The following is a 15,542-nucleotide window of genomic DNA, read 5'->3' on the forward strand; positions in this document are numbered from 1 at the left end:
TTTTGAGGAGTAACTTAAAATTTTTTATTCATTAAATGTTACATCGTTGGCAAATTCAGCTTTGATTTCAATAAAACTTTTAAAAGACTGAAGAAACTGAAACAGTCTGGCTCGATTTTCGAATTCTTCTCGATCTTGCGGCAATTGTTTGCTACGATAAACTTCATAAACACTATCAATTCGTTTCATTATCTCTCTTCCATCATTTGCTTCATGAAAAGTTTCAGCAGTAAAACATAGTAACAGTCGCAAATCTTCTACTAGTATTTCATCCACTTGAATTCCTTCTAATAAATTTACCATATCACTTAGTATACGAACTTGTGCTCTTCGCATTGAAAAGTATTCTTCGTAGTATACATCTTCTTCAGACCATTGATTTTCTTGATACATTTGTGCTCTTTTTTGACCTTCACGAATAAAAATCGATAGTTCTTCACACCTAATAATCAATTGATTATCAGGGGCAACATTCAACTTTTTCGAAAGTTCAAATAAAATATCTCTAAATGAGGTTTCTATTCTCTGTTGTTCTAACTTAATTTTCTTTTCAGTATTAGGCATATACAAATTAAAAAGCAAGGCGAAACTAGCCCCAATACACATCAATAAAAACTCATTTTTTAATAAGAAAATAGAGTAAGATTGTTCCATCATGTAATGAGTAACCAACACAGAGTTCACGACGATTCCATCAGTTAATTGAAATTTCACAGAAACGGGAATAAACAATAGTAAATATACACCGAAAGCAATCGCATTATATCCAATTAAATTAAAACAGATAAACGAAATTATTGTAGCAATTGCTAAAGATGCAAAACGACCAATTGCTGTATAAAGAGAAGCTTTTTTTGTATTTCCAACACTTAAAATTGCAATAATTCCTGCGGCAGGTGCATATAATAAATCTAATCCATAAGCAACAAGCATTGATAAAACAGCAGCAATCGCCGTCTTAAGGGTTCGTAAACCAATTTTCATCTAATTCCTCCATTCTGTTCAGAATAACTATGCTTCTAACTAGAAATTCCCTACCAAATTAGGTATCATTAAATAAAAAAGGAGGGAAACTATGCACGTAGGTCCTTTTAGGTTTGGTATGCGCACCTTTAAGTCCGCTCTATCTGTTTTAATTTGTATTTTGCTTTTCCATTTCTTAGATCGAGGTCAACCTTTAATTGCGTCTTTATCTGCAGTGTTTTCTCTGCGTCAAGATTTAAGCACAACTCTTGATTTTGGTAAATCAAGAATCTTAGGGAACATTCTTGGTGGTGGTGCAGCAATTCTTTATTTACTGCTTCAAAATCAATTTGCTACCAACAATTTTTGGATTGAATTAATTGCACTTCCTACACTTGTTGCAGTAGTTATTACTTTTTCTGACGGGATTGATAACAATGCTGGAATTATTTCAGCCATTGCTACATTGCTTTTGATTACCTTAAGTATTCCACCGGGCGAATCAGTAGGTTTTGCCTTCGATCGTATTTTAGATACATTTATAGGTACTTTGGTAGCTATTGGTCTTAACTTTGTTATTCGTCCACCAAAAATGGAAGCAGCAAAAGAAATTGTTACAGATTTAGCTCTATTAAAGGAACAAGAGATTCAACTCGAAAAAGAATTAAAAAATGTGCAAGAACAAATTAAGGAACAAGCTGTAATAACAACTAAATTCGAGGAAAATTCTTCCGAAAAGGAAAATGAAACATAATTAATTAGTAAACAAACGATCCGAGCCAAAGATAGATAAGCACAATCAATTTATTCTCCTAAGAAATAATTGACAGCTTCTCTCCTTTGATTCGGATATTTTATTCCCCTATTTTTGAATTTCTTCTGATTCTGCTGAAGGGTACACTGTTTGTCTAGCTTCTAACTCAGCAACTCTATTATTATACTCACGATCTAATTCAGCTTTTTTGTCGGTAACTTTTCGATCCATTTGCGTAGTTAGTTCTTCTACCTTATTATTCAAACGTTTAATATCTCTTTTTTGATGCCACATTGTTCCTGTCGCAACTAAGGAAACAATCACTGCACCAATGAATGAAGATCCTATGATGACAACAATTAAAGGTGCTCTAAAAGTGGTAAAACCCAAATTTACGGGTACATTCATATTATTCATTACTGCAAAGAAAACAATCATCAATGTTAAAACGAGTCCTAAAATAATTCGCCATTGGTTTTTCATAATTTTCCTCCTCTATTACTAGTCGTTTGACTATTTCTTATTAAACAAACCGCCTGCTAAAAAGTCCCCAATATGTGGGAATAATTGATAAAATCTTGAAGCAATTTCCATCACTACTGGTCGATTAATTTCTCTCTTAGGAGAATTCATTTGTTTAACAATCTCTTTTGCTAGTACTCGTGGATCAATAATAAACGTGCCAACATTTTTTAAGTAATCACCGGATGGATCTGCTTTGTCAAAAAATTCAGTTTTGATTGGCCCTGGATTTACCGTTGTTACATGGATATTAAAAGGTCTTAACTCCAAACGTAAGGCATTAGAAAAGCCTAAAACAGCAAATTTAGTTGCTGAATAAACGGTTGATTTAGGAGTAGCCATTTTTCCTGCCATTGAAGAGATATTGATGATATGTCCTGATTGCTTTTCTAACATAGAGATTGCTAGTTTTTGGGACAGAAGCATCATTCCAAGTACATTAACTTCAAACATATTACGTGCCATTTCCATATCAAAGCTTGTAAAGTTTTCAAAATGACCAAATCCTGCATTATTCACTAAAATATCTACAGAATCTACTTCATTTTTCACTTTCTCCATCAAGCTTTCAATGCTATTCGGATTAGCAATATCCAATTGAAAAGCAAAGGCTTCTTTACCACTTAATTCCATACAACGTTCTTTGACTTGTCCAATCAAGTTGATTCTTCTTGCACAAACGATGACAATTGCGCCTTGTTTGGCTGCTTCATAACAGATTTGCTCCCCTAATCCAGTCGATCCTCCTGTAACTAAAACAACTTTATCTTCTAATTTCATTTTGACTCCTCCTGCTCTCTAAATGGGATAGGTAAAGTGTAAAAATCTTTGGCCACAAAAACTTGAGGAAATATTTCAGCTGCTTCATCTCTCAAAATCAAGACATCTTTGGCTAAATATCTCGCGCTAATATGTGTTAGTAATAATTGTTTCACATCTGCTCTTTTTGCCACCAATGCTGCTTGTTCTGTAGTTGAATGGAAATGTTTCCGTGCCATTTTTTCTTCATCTTTTTTATAAGTACTCTCATGAATCAAAACATCTGCTCCCATAGCTAATTCAACCGCTTGGTCACAGTAACGAGTATCACCCAAAATGGTAACAATTCTTCCTTTTTTTGGTTGTCCAACAAAATCAACACCATTAATCCTTTGACCATCTTCTAAAACAACCGTTTCTCCACGTTTTAACCTGCCATAAATCGGACCTGATGGCACACCTAGTTTAACTAACTCGTCAACCAAGAGCTCTCCTTGATAATCGGCTTCAACAATGCGATAACCATAACTTTCGATTCCATGATCCAGTTTTTTACAAGAAACTTCAAATTGTTTATCTTTAAAAACTACACCCTCTTCAATTTCAATATATTTTACAGGGTAATTTAAACGTGTTTTTGAAATTCTTAATGTAGTTGTTACAAATTCCTCCACACCTACAGGACCATAAATTTCTAGAGGACCAGGTGGTTGCTCTCCACCTTGAAAACAACGACTACTCACTAACCCTGGTAGTCCAAAAATATGATCTCCATGCAAATGTGTAATAAAAATTTTTTCAATCTTTCGGGGACGAATTGTTGTATTTAAAATCTGCATTTGGGTGCCTTCGCCACAATCAAACAACCAAACCGCATTTCTTTCTTCTAACAATTTTAATGCAACACTCGAAACATTGCGATGTTTTGCCGGAACTCCCGAACCCGTTCCTAAAAATTCTAATTCCATAATCGACCTATCTTTCTTTGTTAAATTTTAGTCTTTATGAGAGGTCTACCATTTTTTTAATACCCTCTACTTTATTTTGCAATTTCTTGTACTTCATCGTCAAACATGACTGCTTTTTCAACTAAAGTTTATGAACTGCACGGATGTTCTACCAATTGAGAAACGCTCGGCATTTTTTTCTAATCTCTTTTAATTGTAAAGAATACCTAACATTTTGAAATTCATTATTCCAGTACAAGACTGTCAAATTTTTTATTCATACCTCTTCTATCTTTTTCATTAATTGTATCAATAATCCAAACATTTGGAAATGAATTACCTTTAGTATTTTGTAAATAAGTTTAATTTTTTCTTAGTGGATACATCGACAAAATAAACAAGTGATTTTTCATTACTTACGCTGAGAAATGAAAAAGGAGCGAAATTTTATGATACTGTCTTTTTATAAAATTATATTTTTTAACATCAAAAAATCAGTAGTAGATATTCGCTAAGAAATAATCTACTACTGATTGTTCATGGTTATTCTACAAATTCAAATTCAAATTCGCCAATCCGAACTATGTCGCCATCTTTGGCACCTCTAGCACGCAAAGCTTCATCGACACCCATTCCACGTAGTTGACGAGCAAAACGCATAACTGTCTCATCATGATCAAAGTTTGTCATCTTGAATAGTTTTTCAAGTTTTTCACCAGTAAGAATCCAAGAAGCATCATCCTCACGATCAATTTGGAAGGCTGGTTCGTCTGAAACAAAACCATATTGAACAACATCTTCTTCAATTTCTTCATCGTAAAGTAAGAATTCTGAAGTCACTTCTAATAAATCAGCAGTCGCACTCAATAAAGGCTCTAAACCTTGACGAGTTACACCAGAAATACCAAAAACAGGGATCGGTTCAGCAAACTCATCTTTTTGTTCTTTAGCTAATTGCTCTTTGAACACTTTTAAGTTTTCTTCTGCATCTGGCATATCCATTTTATTCGCAACGATAATTTGTGGACGTTCTAATAAACGTAAATTATGAGAAGCTAGTTCATTGTTAATAGCCACATAATCCTCATAAGGATCTCGCCCTTCCATTCCACTCATATCAATCACATGCAAAATAACACGTGTGCGTTCAATATGACGTAAAAATTGTGTTCCTAATCCAACTCCTTGAGAGGCTCCTTCAATTAATCCTGGTAAATCTGCTACAACAAAACTACGGTCGTCTTTTGTACTTACCATTCCTAAATTTGGCACCAAAGTAGTAAAGTGATACGCACCAATTTTCGGTCTTGCCGAAGAAATAACTGAAAGCAAGGTTGATTTCCCTACAGATGGAAAACCTACTAAACCAACATCAGCTAAAACTTTTAATTCAAGTTCTACTTTACGTTCTTGTCCGGGTTCACCATTCTCAGCCATTTCAGGGGCTGGATTTCTAGGAGAAGCAAAACGAATATTTCCTCGTCCACCTCGACCGCCTTGTGCAATAACTAAAGACTGACCGTGTTCAAGTAAATCACCTAACAACGCTCCTGTTTCTGCATCTCGTACTGTCGTCCCCTCAGGAACCTTAACAAATAAATCTTCCGAACCTCTTCCGTGCATTCCTTTACTCATCCCATTTTCACCGGGTTGTGCCTTAAAGTGACGGTTAAAACGGAAATCCATTAAAGTTCGTAAACCTTCATCTACAACTAAAACAACATTTCCCCCACGACCACCATCGCCACCAGCTGGTCCGCCATCTGGGACATATTTCTCTCTTCTAAAAGCAACCATTCCGTCTCCGCCTTTACCAGCTTTCACGTCAATCGTTACTTGATCTAAAAACATGGACATTCTAATCTTGTCCTCCATTCTATTTACTAAACCTGTGTATCTAAGCCTTTATTATTGTACCTAGCAAATAGGCATTTGTCTATCTTTTCGCAAATATTCTCTAGAATTTACAGGGAATCTTTTAAGAAACTCTTCATCTATCGAAATTCCTCCTTTTACACGTCACGAGGTTTTCTAGACATGATGCTTCTACTTTTATTTTTTGTGTATAAACTTAGAACCCTATAAAGAAGATTTTACGAAGTAGCTTCTTCCCCACTATTGTAACGATAGTTTGCATAAATGAAAAGTATAGAGAACTTAGACCTTATTCATATGAAAAAAGAGTTATTACTCATTACTCAGTAACACTTGAAACTTCCAGAACAAAGCTCCAAAAACTCATGGGTCGTGTGAGACCGTCAAGAGTTTCTTGCAAAGAGGCTCAGACCAGTCCCTCACAATGTTCTGCTCTTTGCGAACGGATGGATTGGAAGTTTAGCATAGCTGTTGTTTGGTTCTGGAAGTTTCAAGTTTTTGGACTGTGAATAACAAAAAAGAAGTCATGAACTGAATCATGACTTCTTCTGAATTTTTATTTTGCTTCAATTAATTTAAAGTTTGACCAAGGGCGAATGAATTCTAACAAGAATAATTCACCATCTGAGATTCTGCCAACAACGTTCACACGACCATCATTTTTCATCTCTTTTAAAGCAATTTGAGTTTCACCTTTGTATTGACCATAACCAACATTATCAATCAAGACATCCCCTCGGACAATATCACGAGTCGTATGGGCTGGAAATTCTTTGTCTTTATAGTATACGCGAGTCATTGTTGAACGTAGAATGTACTCCGAACGGTCACCACGATAGCTATGGAGATTATCAAATAAACAAACTCGTTCATTTTCAGTAATTTCAGCTCCAGTTACAACTTTTAATGTTGGATATGGAGAATAAAAGGCTTCTGACATAGCTTTTAATTCTGGTTCAGATGCGTAGGCATTTCCAACCAAAATATCATCAATTAGTCCAGTCAGCATCAAATGCTTTACTTGTGTCGCAATATCTAAGTCACGATGGATTTCCAATGAACACAAACCATCTTGAGTTGGCCAAGGACCAAATGTTGCCTCATGTGAATTGACAAAAGCCATTGTATTTAAGTTATATTTACGGAATTTTTCTGAACAAAAAACAAAATGATCATAACCTAATCCAGAGAAACGATGAGGATAAAAATTATGTGAGCCTAATAGGTTATCCGTATTTGGTGAGTAGGACATAATATTATCAACATAACTTGTACCAGTACTCATATTAATTTCAATTTTGATATTGTAAGGATTACGAGTCATACGCGCTTCTTCTGCACCAGTAAAACCAATATCTAAACGCACACCGTAAGCACCCATTTCATCGAAAAATGATAAATCATCGTAGGAAATTTCTAATTGTTCAAACAATGATGGGTTGATATCCACCATCACTTCCATTCCCAAACTATTGGCATAATCCACTACTTGTTTAAATTCTGCCAATACTTTTTCCTTGTCATCGGTAATTTGTAGTAAGCTCGTAAAAACACGTTTAAATCCATATTTATGTGCTAGATCCAAATATGCCTTATCTTTCTCAAAAGTCGAACGTTCTGGATAAATCGAAATACCTAATTTTCCCATTGTAAAAAATCCTCCTAAAAATTAAACCCTATTTTGTATCCATTTTCATTATAATTGATCTAGACCAAAATTACAATGATATTCAATGTTTAGTTTTGTCTATTTATCTTATTATTCAGCTAGGAAATTAAGTCGATTTTTGATATGATAAACAAGATATTACCAGAAAGGATCTTTCATATGAAAAATAAAAAAATAGCAGCACTTTTCACGACTTTTGCAAGTTTAAGCTTATTAGCAGCTTGTTCAAATCAAACAACAAACTCCTCTAATTCAGTTAGTTCTACTGAACAATCTACATCCACATCCTCGGTAAACTTAGAAGATTTAGAATTACCTCAATTAGATAACGAGGTTAATGAAAACGAATCAGTAGTCGAAATTGTTACAACTGAGGGAACCATCACAGTTAAATTATTCCCTGAATTAGCACCAAAAGCAGTAGAAAATTTTGTGACTCATGCTAAAGATGGTTATTATGATGGCACCGTTTTTCATCGTGTCATTAAAGATTTTATGATTCAAGGAGGCGATCCTGAAGGTACGGGTCGTGGCGGTGAAAGTATCTGGGATAGCCCATTTGAAGATGAATTCTCCAATCAGCTTTACAATATACGAGGCGCTCTTTCTATGGCTAACTCTGGACCAGATTCAAATGGCAGTCAATTTTTCATTGTTCAAAACTCAGATGATCTTTCTGATGGTTTAGCCAAACAATTTACACCGGAAAGAATCATTGAAGCTTATAAAAATGGAGGCGCCAAACATTTGGATGGCGTTCACACAGTCTTTGGGCAAGTTATTGAAGGTATGGACGTTGTTGATAAAATTGCCGCAATGGGCAACTCCGAAGAACCTGTGAGTATTGAGACGATAAACGTTTTACAAGAAGCAAAATAAAAAATATCCGACCGAAAGATTGTTTACACCAGTTGAAATGCCGGTGTTATCTCTATCGGTCGGATACTTTACTTTAAAATCATATCTTTTAATTAATGTTAATCTATGCTGGTAAAATTGGACTATTAGGAATCGTATAACCCGCTTCACTCAAATTGGCAATGGATAAACTTAATAACTCTTCTTGAATTTTCCATTGTTGACCATTAGCTACATACATCGTAGTCCGAATCGCATAATTACTATTTCCCAAATCTACAATTCCAAAAATAACTGGTGGTGTTTGGATGAATTCTGAATATTTCTCCACAATCATTTGATTAGCTTGTTGAATTGGTATTCGAATACCTTCAATTCCTTCCGAAGGTTCAATGCGAACATCCACCAAAACTCGCATGTCAGAACGAGAAGTATTACTAATGGTTGTGATATTCCGATTAGGGATAAACTGAACCGTACCATCTGTCGATTTTAATTGCAAGGTTCTTATTCCTACAGAAGTTACTGATCCCTCAATCCCTAAATTGACTAATTTAATATAATCCCCTACGTTAATTTGCTGTTCAGTGATAATAAAGAAACCAGTAATCAAATCATTCATAAAACCTTGTGCACCTAAACCAATGGCTAACCCGGCAATTCCTGCACCTGCCAATAATGAACCAACAGGAATTCCAATTGTTGACAAAAGAGCATACACAAAGAAAAATCCTAAGGTATATTGAACAATATTACTAACCAATGTTTCAAGAGTTGTCAATCGAACCAAATTCATCGATTTTTTCCGATAAGATTTAAACCCTCTTCCAACTAAGTACTTAGCAATTCGATACAATAATCCAAACAAAAGAATGATAAAGATAAGAGAAATTGATTTTTGAATAATTAAACCAATAATAGCATCCCAATCTAGACTACTCCACCAACGTTGAAAAGCATTTAGTTGCTCTGCTGCTGGTTCAATAATGATACTCGTATCTGATGAATCAACTGTGCCTGCCACTCCAAAAAAGTACATAAAATAATCCCTCCTACATATATACCATTGTAGCAAGGGATTAAAAAAAAGAAAATAAATTGTATTCCTTATAAACGAAAAATTAAGATAAATGAACACCTTTGTCGACGAAAATCGTTTCGCCAATAATTCCAGCAGATAGTGGACTAATTAAAAATGCCACTGCATTTCCCACTTCTTCAATTGTCACTCCGATATGATCAGGAGTACGGTCTTCAGATAATTGAATTAATTTCTGATGATCTTTCACACCTGTTACAGCTAATGTTTTGATAGCTCCTGCTGAAACAGCATTCACACGAATTTTTTGTGGAGACAATTCAGCTGCTAAATAACGAACAGCAGACTCAAGAGCTGCTTTAGCAATTCCCATCATGTTGTAGTTAGGAACCGCACGATCTGCACCTAAATAAGTTAACGTAACAATTCCACTGTTATCAGCTAAAATTGGTTTTGCATATTTTGTTACAGCAATTAGCGAATAGCTACTGATATCTTGTGCTAAAGCATAACCTGCACGAGAAATTTCAGTAACGCCACCTTGCAAATCTTCTTTGTTTGCATAAGCTACTGCGTGGACCACGCCATGAATCTCGCCAGCATACTCTTTAATTTCTTCAAAAGCTTTTTCGATGCTTGCATCAGTCGCTACATCTAGTTCAACTAAAAATTCGCCTCCCTCTAGTAATTTCTCTAAAGGCTTTCTCATACGTTCGTTTTGATAAGTATAGATAACTTCTGCACCTTGATCACGCAATGCTTTTGCACAACCCCAAGCAATACTACGTTTATTCGCTACGCCCATTACGACAATTTTTTTTCCAGTTAAGAAACCCATAATTCCACTCCTTAAATATAATAGATGAATAAGTTCATTCGATTTTGATTCATGATATACTACCATGATTATCTATTATTAGACAAAATTGTTTGATTGTCAAACTAAATTTACTTAATTAATTCTTAAGTTGCTAAAATAATGAAAATATGATACTTTGATAATCAAAGTAATATAAATTTTTTTTAAAATGAAATGAGGAACGAAAAATGAAAAAATTATTGACTGAAACTGAAGTAATGGACTTAATTCCCAATCGCTTTCCAATCATTTATATAGACTATGTGGATTCGATTGATCCTGGAAAGAAAATTATTGCCACTAAAAATGTAACCATTAACGAAGACTTTTTCCAAGGACATTTCCCTGGTGAGCCTGTGATGCCGGGTGCGTTGATTTTAGAGACTCTTGCACAAGCTGGTTCAATTTTAATCTTAAAGTCAGAAGAATTTTTAGGACGCACTGCCTATATTGGTGGAATCAATAAAGCAAAGTTTCGTCAAAAAGTTGTTCCTGGGGATACTATCAAACTTTCTTTTGAAATTACTAGAGTAAAAGGCTCTGTAGGTACAGCTGATGCTGTCGCAACTGTTGAAGGAAAAAAAGTTGCTGAGTGTGAGTTTACCTTTATCGTTGGCGAACAAAAACAATAAAAAATAAGGTGTGCCATAAGCTCAACAAACTTATGACACACCTTTTGTTCCTATTCACATCTAAAATTAAACAATTAAAAACTTCCAGAATAAAAGCTCCAAAAGTACACTTGTCGTGTGAGACCGCCAAGAGTCTTTTTCCAGAGTCTCTTCGGCTGCTGATGTAACGCGCTGACTAAGTACTAATCGCACACTAAATCAGTGTAATTAATTCAGCTCCTTAGAACATAACCAACGCCAATGCCGTTCTCCACTTTGTACTTCCAGTTTCGATGGATATTTTATCAATATTAGTAAAACTGGAAAGCCATTTGGGAGAAAAGACAGACATCGTGAACTAAAGATGAGGATGAATTATGCAGTGTGGAAAGTAGTGAATTGCTACTTTCTTACACTGCGTTTGAACGCCGAAAGGTTTGAGACTCATAAGAGGCTCAGACCGGTCTCTCACAATGTCTGTTCTTTGCGGACAAATGGCTTGGAAGTTTTTTTTGTTCTTGGCTGTAAATAAGAACACTGTTTTATCAACTAATTAGTCGTTCTTTGACATTACTTGACTTTAGTGTTACATCATATCTTTTCTCTAGTTCATGAACTAGATGATTCACTGATTTTAAAATTTCTTTTCTTGTAACGATTCCTTGGAAAACATTTTCTTCATCTACCAAAGGAAGAAACGAACCTTGAACGAGTAATCGAAGAATATCTTCTAATTCATCATTTTCTTTAATTGTTTCTACATTTACTTCCATTACATCTGCTACAGTCAATCCGTCCAATAAGTTCGTATCAAAGCCAGTTAAGCCCATCATTTTATCAACGATATTTGCTAAACTAATCAATCCAATTAAACGATCTTCCGAATCTAAGACGGGTATTTTAGCATAACCAACTTTTGAAAGAACTAATAAAGCATGTTCTAACGGGTGACTATAAAGTACAGTTGCAACATTCTCAGCCGGTACTAGGAAATTTTCTTGATTTTCCATAAGTAAGGCTTCTACATTTTTGCCGATCAAATCTAACCCTCCATTCCAACATATCACTGTTTTATATTTTACCCTAAAATAAGAAAAGAAAGCAGTAAAAATGCTTTCTTTAAAAATTTATAACATCTTATTTTTTAAAGATAAAAAATAAATCAGGAATTGGTTGAAAAGCACGATTATAATACTGTACACTGTATTCTTCCTCAGTACTTTCAATGATTGCATAACTTTTTTCTTGAATTGGACCTCGTGGTTGAGAAATACTTCCAGGGTTTAAAAATAAACGTGAACCTACTTTTTCACAACCTATTTGATGGGTATGACCAAATAAAACAATTGATGCATCTGCTGCTTGAGCTTCAATCCCTAATTGAGTAATGCCAAAACGAACATCTGATAAATGTCCATGAGTCATATAAATTCGATCCATCCCCGTGTCTACCACTTGATTTTTTTTATAATGAGAATCATAGTCACAATTTCCAGTTACAACAAAAGCTTGATTCCAAAGTTCGTCTTCGAATGCTAACTCTGAGTCTCCACAATGGAAAATATAGTCAACTTTTCCTTGATAATTTGCAAATAAATCAACCAAAATATTTCGATCGCCATGATTGTCACTAACCACTAAATATTTCAAATTAGACGCTCCCTTCTAACCATTCCTGCCAGTTCAGCTTCAATTTTTCAATTGCTTGTCCACGATGGCTTGCCTTGTTTTTTTCAGTACTTGATAATTCAGCTGCAGTTTTATCTGTTCCATCAACGATAAATAATGGATCATAACCGAAGCCATTTTCTCCTCTTGGAATACGACCAATTCTTCCTGGCCATTCCGCTTCTACAACTAAACTTTCTTTTTTAGGTGCCGCAAAAACTAGTGTACAGTGAAATTGTGCGGTACGTTCTTCATCTTTTATATCGGTTAATTCATAAAGTAATTTAGCATTATTTGCTGCATCACTTTTTCGTTCTCCTGCAAAGCGAGCAGAATAAATTCCCGGCATACCACCTAAAGCATCAACTTTCAAACCAGAATCATCTGCCAAAACAGGACATTGTAAAATGTTGGCGATAGTTTCTGCTTTTAAGCGAGCATTCTCTTCAAAGGTATTTCCAGTTTCTGCTACATCAGGAAGCTCAGGAAAATCTTTTAAGGTCTTTATTTCATAACCAGCTTCGCCAAAAATAGCGGCAAATTCTTTGGCTTTTCCTTCATTACCTGTCGCAATCATGATTGTCTTTTCTGATAATTCAGGTCTTTGATCGCTATTGCCATATAGTGCTTCTTTTTGTTTAGTAATCAATTCTTCAATCGCAACTTTCCCATAAACAAGCATCTCATTTAACTGTTCACCATCAAAAGTTGCTTCTTCACCAGTTCCCTGAATCTCAACAAAACGTCCTGATTCAGTCATCACTAAATTCATATCCACTTGAGCTTGAAAGTCCTCTTGATAATCTAAGTCTGCAACGCAAGTATCGTCAGGTAGTATCCCTACACTAATTGCCGCCAAATGTTCTTTGATAGGATCTTCAACTAAGGCACTCGTTTGTAATAATTTATCAATCGCTAGTCTTAGTGCGACAAACGCCCCTGTAATACTTGCTGTACGTGTTCCTCCGTCTGCTTGAATCACATCACAGTCTACAACAATACTTCTCTCTCCTAGCTTTTCTAAGTCTACAACAGCTCTTAATGAACGACCTATTAAGCGTTGAATTTCCATCGTACGTCCACTAATTTTACCCTTCGCACTTTCGCGACGATTTCTAGTATTAGTTGCTCGAGGTAACATACTGTATTCCGCAGTTACCCAACCGCTACCTGAATTTCTTAAAAAAGGCGGTACAGATTCTTCAATAGTAGCCGAACAAATTACTTGGGTATCGCCAAAAGAAATCACTACCGATCCTTCTGGGTGTTTAAAAACATTCGTTTGAATCGTTATTGAGCGTAAATCTTGAATTCCTCTTCCATCATGTCGCATGAATGACACTCCTTCTACTTTTAACTTATCTTAAATCAATTTGTTGAGAATCAATCTTACTAAATTGCAACCATTCTTTGGCTATTCCATCAAACATCACGGTTGATCCTGTAGTATAAAATAAATGCTCTCTATTTTTTGGTCTCTTTGTATTGGCTATTCCAAAATAGTCTAGCAACATACTCACTTCTCCAATTGTTTCAGCACCGGAATCAATTAATTTTACTTGTTTCCCCATAACATTCTGAATAATCGATTTTAATAAAGGATAATGAGTACAGCCTAAAATAAGAGTATCTAATTTTTTGTGTTTTAAAGGAATTAATGTTTCTGCCACAATTTTCTTGGCAACTGAAGACTGAAACTGATTGCTTTCAACAATCGGCACAAATTTAGGGCAAGCCAAGCTTGTCACAGTAGCTTCTGGAACTTTCGTTTTAATCGCTTGTTCATAGGAACCACTTTTGACTGTCCCTTTCGTTCCAATTATCCCTATCTGATGATTTTTGGTTGCTTTAACTGCTGCTCTGGTACCCGGTAAAATAACACCTACAACAGGAATTTCTAAAGCCGTTTTAATCTCATCTAAAGCGACGGCTGTTGCTGTATTACAAGCAATGACCAACATTTTAATATTTTTCTTTAACAAAAACTGGGTCATTTGCCAAGTATATTCAATGACTTGTTCTGCTGGACGAGGGCCGTACGGACAACGAGCAGTATCTCCTAAATAAATAATATGTTCATTAGGCAACTGTTTCATCGCTTCTTTTACCACTGTCAGCCCACCGACACCAGAATCAATAAAACCAATTGGTTGGGTATTTGTCATTTCATTCCATCCTTTATTTTACTTTGCTCTGCCCCTTATTTTCTACTTTTTTGCTTATTATTTCAAGCCTTGTCTTTTAGAATTAGGAAATTCTTCTCATTTGAATAAAAAGAACTCCCCTTGATTTGTCTTGCAACAAGCTAAATTTAGCTCATCGAAAGATCGTTCAAGAGAAGTCCACCTATTAATATTTATATCTTTTCGTTTCCAAATAATTAGAAAGTAAAGACAAAATGTAACAAATAGCAAAATAACTAACCGTCATTGCTACGAACATCGGAATGACATAATTGGTATTTTGACCATAAATAATTCTGGAATGATGAGTTAACTCAGGTAAAGAAATAATTACTGCTAAAGAAGTATCTTTTACCAAAGAAATTAACTGACTAACAATCGCTGGAATCATTGAGCGAAAAGCTTGAGGAATCACAATTCTTATCATTGTTTCCGTATAACTTAAGCCTGTAGACAAGCCCGCTTCCATTTGTCCTTTAGGAACGGCATTCAAACCGGCTCGGAAAATTTCGGATAACATCGCTGATTCAAAAATTGTTAAAGCAACAACTGCCGACCAAAAAATGTTAAAGCGAATCCCAATTTGGGGTAAAGCAAAATACGTGAAGAAAATAATTAATAGTAGTGGTAAATTACGAATAATATCGACAATTAAACCTAATATTTTTGAAAGAAACGGAATACTAGCAAATCGAAGAGTTCCCACTAAGCCACCAATTAAAAAACTAAAGACGATAGATAGTACAGAAACCGCAACGGTTACTTGCAATCCATCTAATAAAAATCGTAAATTTACGAATGAAAATGCGCCAATAAAGTCCATTGTTGTCTCCTT

The 15,542-nt window shown here is 35.1% G+C and carries 16 protein-coding genes; 3 read left to right on the plus strand and 13 right to left on the minus strand.

Features of this window, described 5'->3' with window-relative positions; genetic code table 11:
* Window positions 1–24: 24 nt before the first annotated feature.
* The gene (locus tag AC4BBX_RS02995; RefSeq protein ID WP_490454990.1) at window positions 25–984 is read right to left on the minus strand and encodes an aromatic acid exporter family protein; all 960 of its coding nucleotides are present in this window, start codon (window positions 982–984) and stop codon (window positions 25–27) included.
* A 91-nt stretch (window positions 985–1,075) separates the two neighbouring features.
* On the opposite strand from AC4BBX_RS02995, the gene AC4BBX_RS03000 reads away from it, so the two are divergent.
* Window positions 1,076–1,717, plus strand: a complete 642-nt coding sequence (locus tag AC4BBX_RS03000; RefSeq protein WP_490454991.1) for an FUSC family protein — start codon at window positions 1,076–1,078, stop codon at window positions 1,715–1,717.
* Window positions 1,718–1,825: 108 nt separating this feature from the next.
* On the opposite strand, the gene AC4BBX_RS03005 is transcribed toward AC4BBX_RS03000, so the two are convergent.
* The 5 genes from AC4BBX_RS03005 to AC4BBX_RS03025 all read right to left on the minus strand — a co-directional run bounded on the left by AC4BBX_RS03005 (window position 1,826) and on the right by AC4BBX_RS03025 (window position 7,468).
* Window positions 1,826–2,200, minus strand: a complete 375-nt coding sequence (locus tag AC4BBX_RS03005) for a LapA family protein (RefSeq protein WP_490454992.1) — start codon at window positions 2,198–2,200, stop codon at window positions 1,826–1,828.
* A 30-nt stretch (window positions 2,201–2,230) separates the two neighbouring features.
* Window positions 2,231–3,019 (minus strand): SDR family NAD(P)-dependent oxidoreductase, encoded by a 789-nt coding sequence (locus AC4BBX_RS03010; protein WP_490454993.1) that lies wholly within the window; start codon window positions 3,017–3,019, stop codon window positions 2,231–2,233.
* Window positions 3,016–3,966 carry a ribonuclease Z gene (rnz, locus tag AC4BBX_RS03015; protein ID WP_490454994.1) on the minus strand — a complete coding sequence of 317 codons (951 nt, stop codon included), beginning with the start codon at window positions 3,964–3,966 and terminating at the stop codon, window positions 3,016–3,018. Before rnz ends, AC4BBX_RS03010 begins: the two co-directional genes overlap by 4 nt.
* 522 nt (window positions 3,967–4,488) lie before the next feature.
* A complete protein-coding gene (gene obgE / locus AC4BBX_RS03020) occupies window positions 4,489–5,802 on the minus strand; it encodes a GTPase ObgE (protein WP_490454995.1) in 1,314 nt (437 codons plus the stop codon).
* A gap of 574 nt (window positions 5,803–6,376) precedes the next feature.
* On the minus strand, window positions 6,377–7,468 hold the full coding sequence (locus tag AC4BBX_RS03025) for a DUF871 domain-containing protein (protein ID WP_490454996.1): 1,092 nt from the start codon (window positions 7,466–7,468) through the stop codon (window positions 6,377–6,379).
* A 180-nt stretch (window positions 7,469–7,648) separates the two neighbouring features.
* On the opposite strand from AC4BBX_RS03025, the gene AC4BBX_RS03030 reads away from it, so the two are divergent.
* The gene (locus AC4BBX_RS03030) at window positions 7,649–8,368 is read left to right on the plus strand and encodes a peptidylprolyl isomerase (RefSeq protein WP_490454997.1); all 720 of its coding nucleotides are present in this window, start codon (window positions 7,649–7,651) and stop codon (window positions 8,366–8,368) included.
* Window positions 8,369–8,471: 103 nt separating this feature from the next.
* On the opposite strand, the gene AC4BBX_RS03035 is transcribed toward AC4BBX_RS03030, so the two are convergent.
* A complete protein-coding gene (locus AC4BBX_RS03035) occupies window positions 8,472–9,386 on the minus strand; it encodes a mechanosensitive ion channel family protein (protein WP_490454998.1) in 915 nt (304 codons plus the stop codon).
* Window positions 9,387–9,468: 82 nt separating this feature from the next.
* Window positions 9,469–10,224 (minus strand): enoyl-ACP reductase FabI, encoded by a 756-nt coding sequence (fabI, locus tag AC4BBX_RS03040; protein WP_490454999.1) that lies wholly within the window; start codon window positions 10,222–10,224, stop codon window positions 9,469–9,471.
* Window positions 10,225–10,433: 209 nt separating this feature from the next.
* Here fabI and fabZ point away from each other — a divergent pair, with 209 nt between their 5' ends.
* Window positions 10,434–10,877 carry a 3-hydroxyacyl-ACP dehydratase FabZ gene (fabZ, locus tag AC4BBX_RS03045; protein ID WP_490455000.1) on the plus strand — a complete coding sequence of 148 codons (444 nt, stop codon included), beginning with the start codon at window positions 10,434–10,436 and terminating at the stop codon, window positions 10,875–10,877.
* A gap of 524 nt (window positions 10,878–11,401) precedes the next feature.
* Here fabZ and cbpB read toward each other — a convergent pair.
* From cbpB to AC4BBX_RS03070, 5 genes are all read right to left on the minus strand, one after another.
* Window positions 11,402–11,896: a cyclic-di-AMP-binding protein CbpB gene (gene cbpB, locus AC4BBX_RS03050; protein WP_490455001.1), complete on the minus strand. Its 495-nt coding sequence runs from the start codon at window positions 11,894–11,896 to the stop codon at window positions 11,402–11,404.
* Window positions 11,897–11,993: 97 nt separating this feature from the next.
* Entirely contained in the window at window positions 11,994–12,506 is a 513-nt protein-coding gene (locus tag AC4BBX_RS03055; protein ID WP_490455002.1) for a metallophosphoesterase, read from the minus strand.
* 1 nt (window position 12,507) lies between these two features.
* On the minus strand, window positions 12,508–13,857 hold the full coding sequence (gene rph, locus AC4BBX_RS03060; protein WP_490455003.1) for a ribonuclease PH: 1,350 nt from the start codon (window positions 13,855–13,857) through the stop codon (window positions 12,508–12,510).
* A 25-nt stretch (window positions 13,858–13,882) separates the two neighbouring features.
* The gene (gene racE, locus AC4BBX_RS03065; protein WP_490455004.1) at window positions 13,883–14,689 is read right to left on the minus strand and encodes a glutamate racemase; all 807 of its coding nucleotides are present in this window, start codon (window positions 14,687–14,689) and stop codon (window positions 13,883–13,885) included.
* Between the two features lie 184 nt (window positions 14,690–14,873).
* Complete coding sequence (locus AC4BBX_RS03070) at window positions 14,874–15,530, minus strand: amino acid ABC transporter permease (RefSeq protein WP_490455005.1); 657 nt, start codon at window positions 15,528–15,530, stop codon at window positions 14,874–14,876.
* Window positions 15,531–15,542: the final 12 nt, after the last annotated feature.

It is taken from the genome of Enterococcus sp. AMC1157 (assembly GCF_058216555.1).

Coding starts and splice junctions, on each gene's coding strand:
- rph (WP_490455003.1), bottom strand. CDS start 13,857: ATGCGACATGATGGAAGAGGAATTCAAGATTTACGCTCAATAACGATT.
- AC4BBX_RS03070 (WP_490455005.1), bottom strand. CDS start 15,530: ATGGACTTTATTGGCGCATTTTCATTCGTAAATTTACGATTTTTATTA.
- AC4BBX_RS02995 (WP_490454990.1), bottom strand. CDS start 984: ATGAAAATTGGTTTACGAACCCTTAAGACGGCGATTGCTGCTGTTTTA.
- rnz (WP_490454994.1), bottom strand. CDS start 3,966: ATGGAATTAGAATTTTTAGGAACGGGTTCGGGAGTTCCGGCAAAACAT.
- AC4BBX_RS03035 (WP_490454998.1), bottom strand. CDS start 9,386: ATGTACTTTTTTGGAGTGGCAGGCACAGTTGATTCATCAGATACGAGT.
- AC4BBX_RS03005 (WP_490454992.1), bottom strand. CDS start 2,200: ATGAAAAACCAATGGCGAATTATTTTAGGACTCGTTTTAACATTGATG.
- AC4BBX_RS03025 (WP_490454996.1), bottom strand. CDS start 7,468: ATGGGAAAATTAGGTATTTCGATTTATCCAGAACGTTCGACTTTTGAG.
- fabI (WP_490454999.1), bottom strand. CDS start 10,224: ATGGGTTTCTTAACTGGAAAAAAAATTGTCGTAATGGGCGTAGCGAAT.
- AC4BBX_RS03000 (WP_490454991.1), top strand. CDS start 1,076: ATGCACGTAGGTCCTTTTAGGTTTGGTATGCGCACCTTTAAGTCCGCT.
- AC4BBX_RS03030 (WP_490454997.1), top strand. CDS start 7,649: ATGAAAAATAAAAAAATAGCAGCACTTTTCACGACTTTTGCAAGTTTA.
- AC4BBX_RS03010 (WP_490454993.1), bottom strand. CDS start 3,019: ATGAAATTAGAAGATAAAGTTGTTTTAGTTACAGGAGGATCGACTGGA.
- fabZ (WP_490455000.1), top strand. CDS start 10,434: ATGAAAAAATTATTGACTGAAACTGAAGTAATGGACTTAATTCCCAAT.
- obgE (WP_490454995.1), bottom strand. CDS start 5,802: ATGTCCATGTTTTTAGATCAAGTAACGATTGACGTGAAAGCTGGTAAA.
- racE (WP_490455004.1), bottom strand. CDS start 14,689: ATGACAAATACCCAACCAATTGGTTTTATTGATTCTGGTGTCGGTGGG.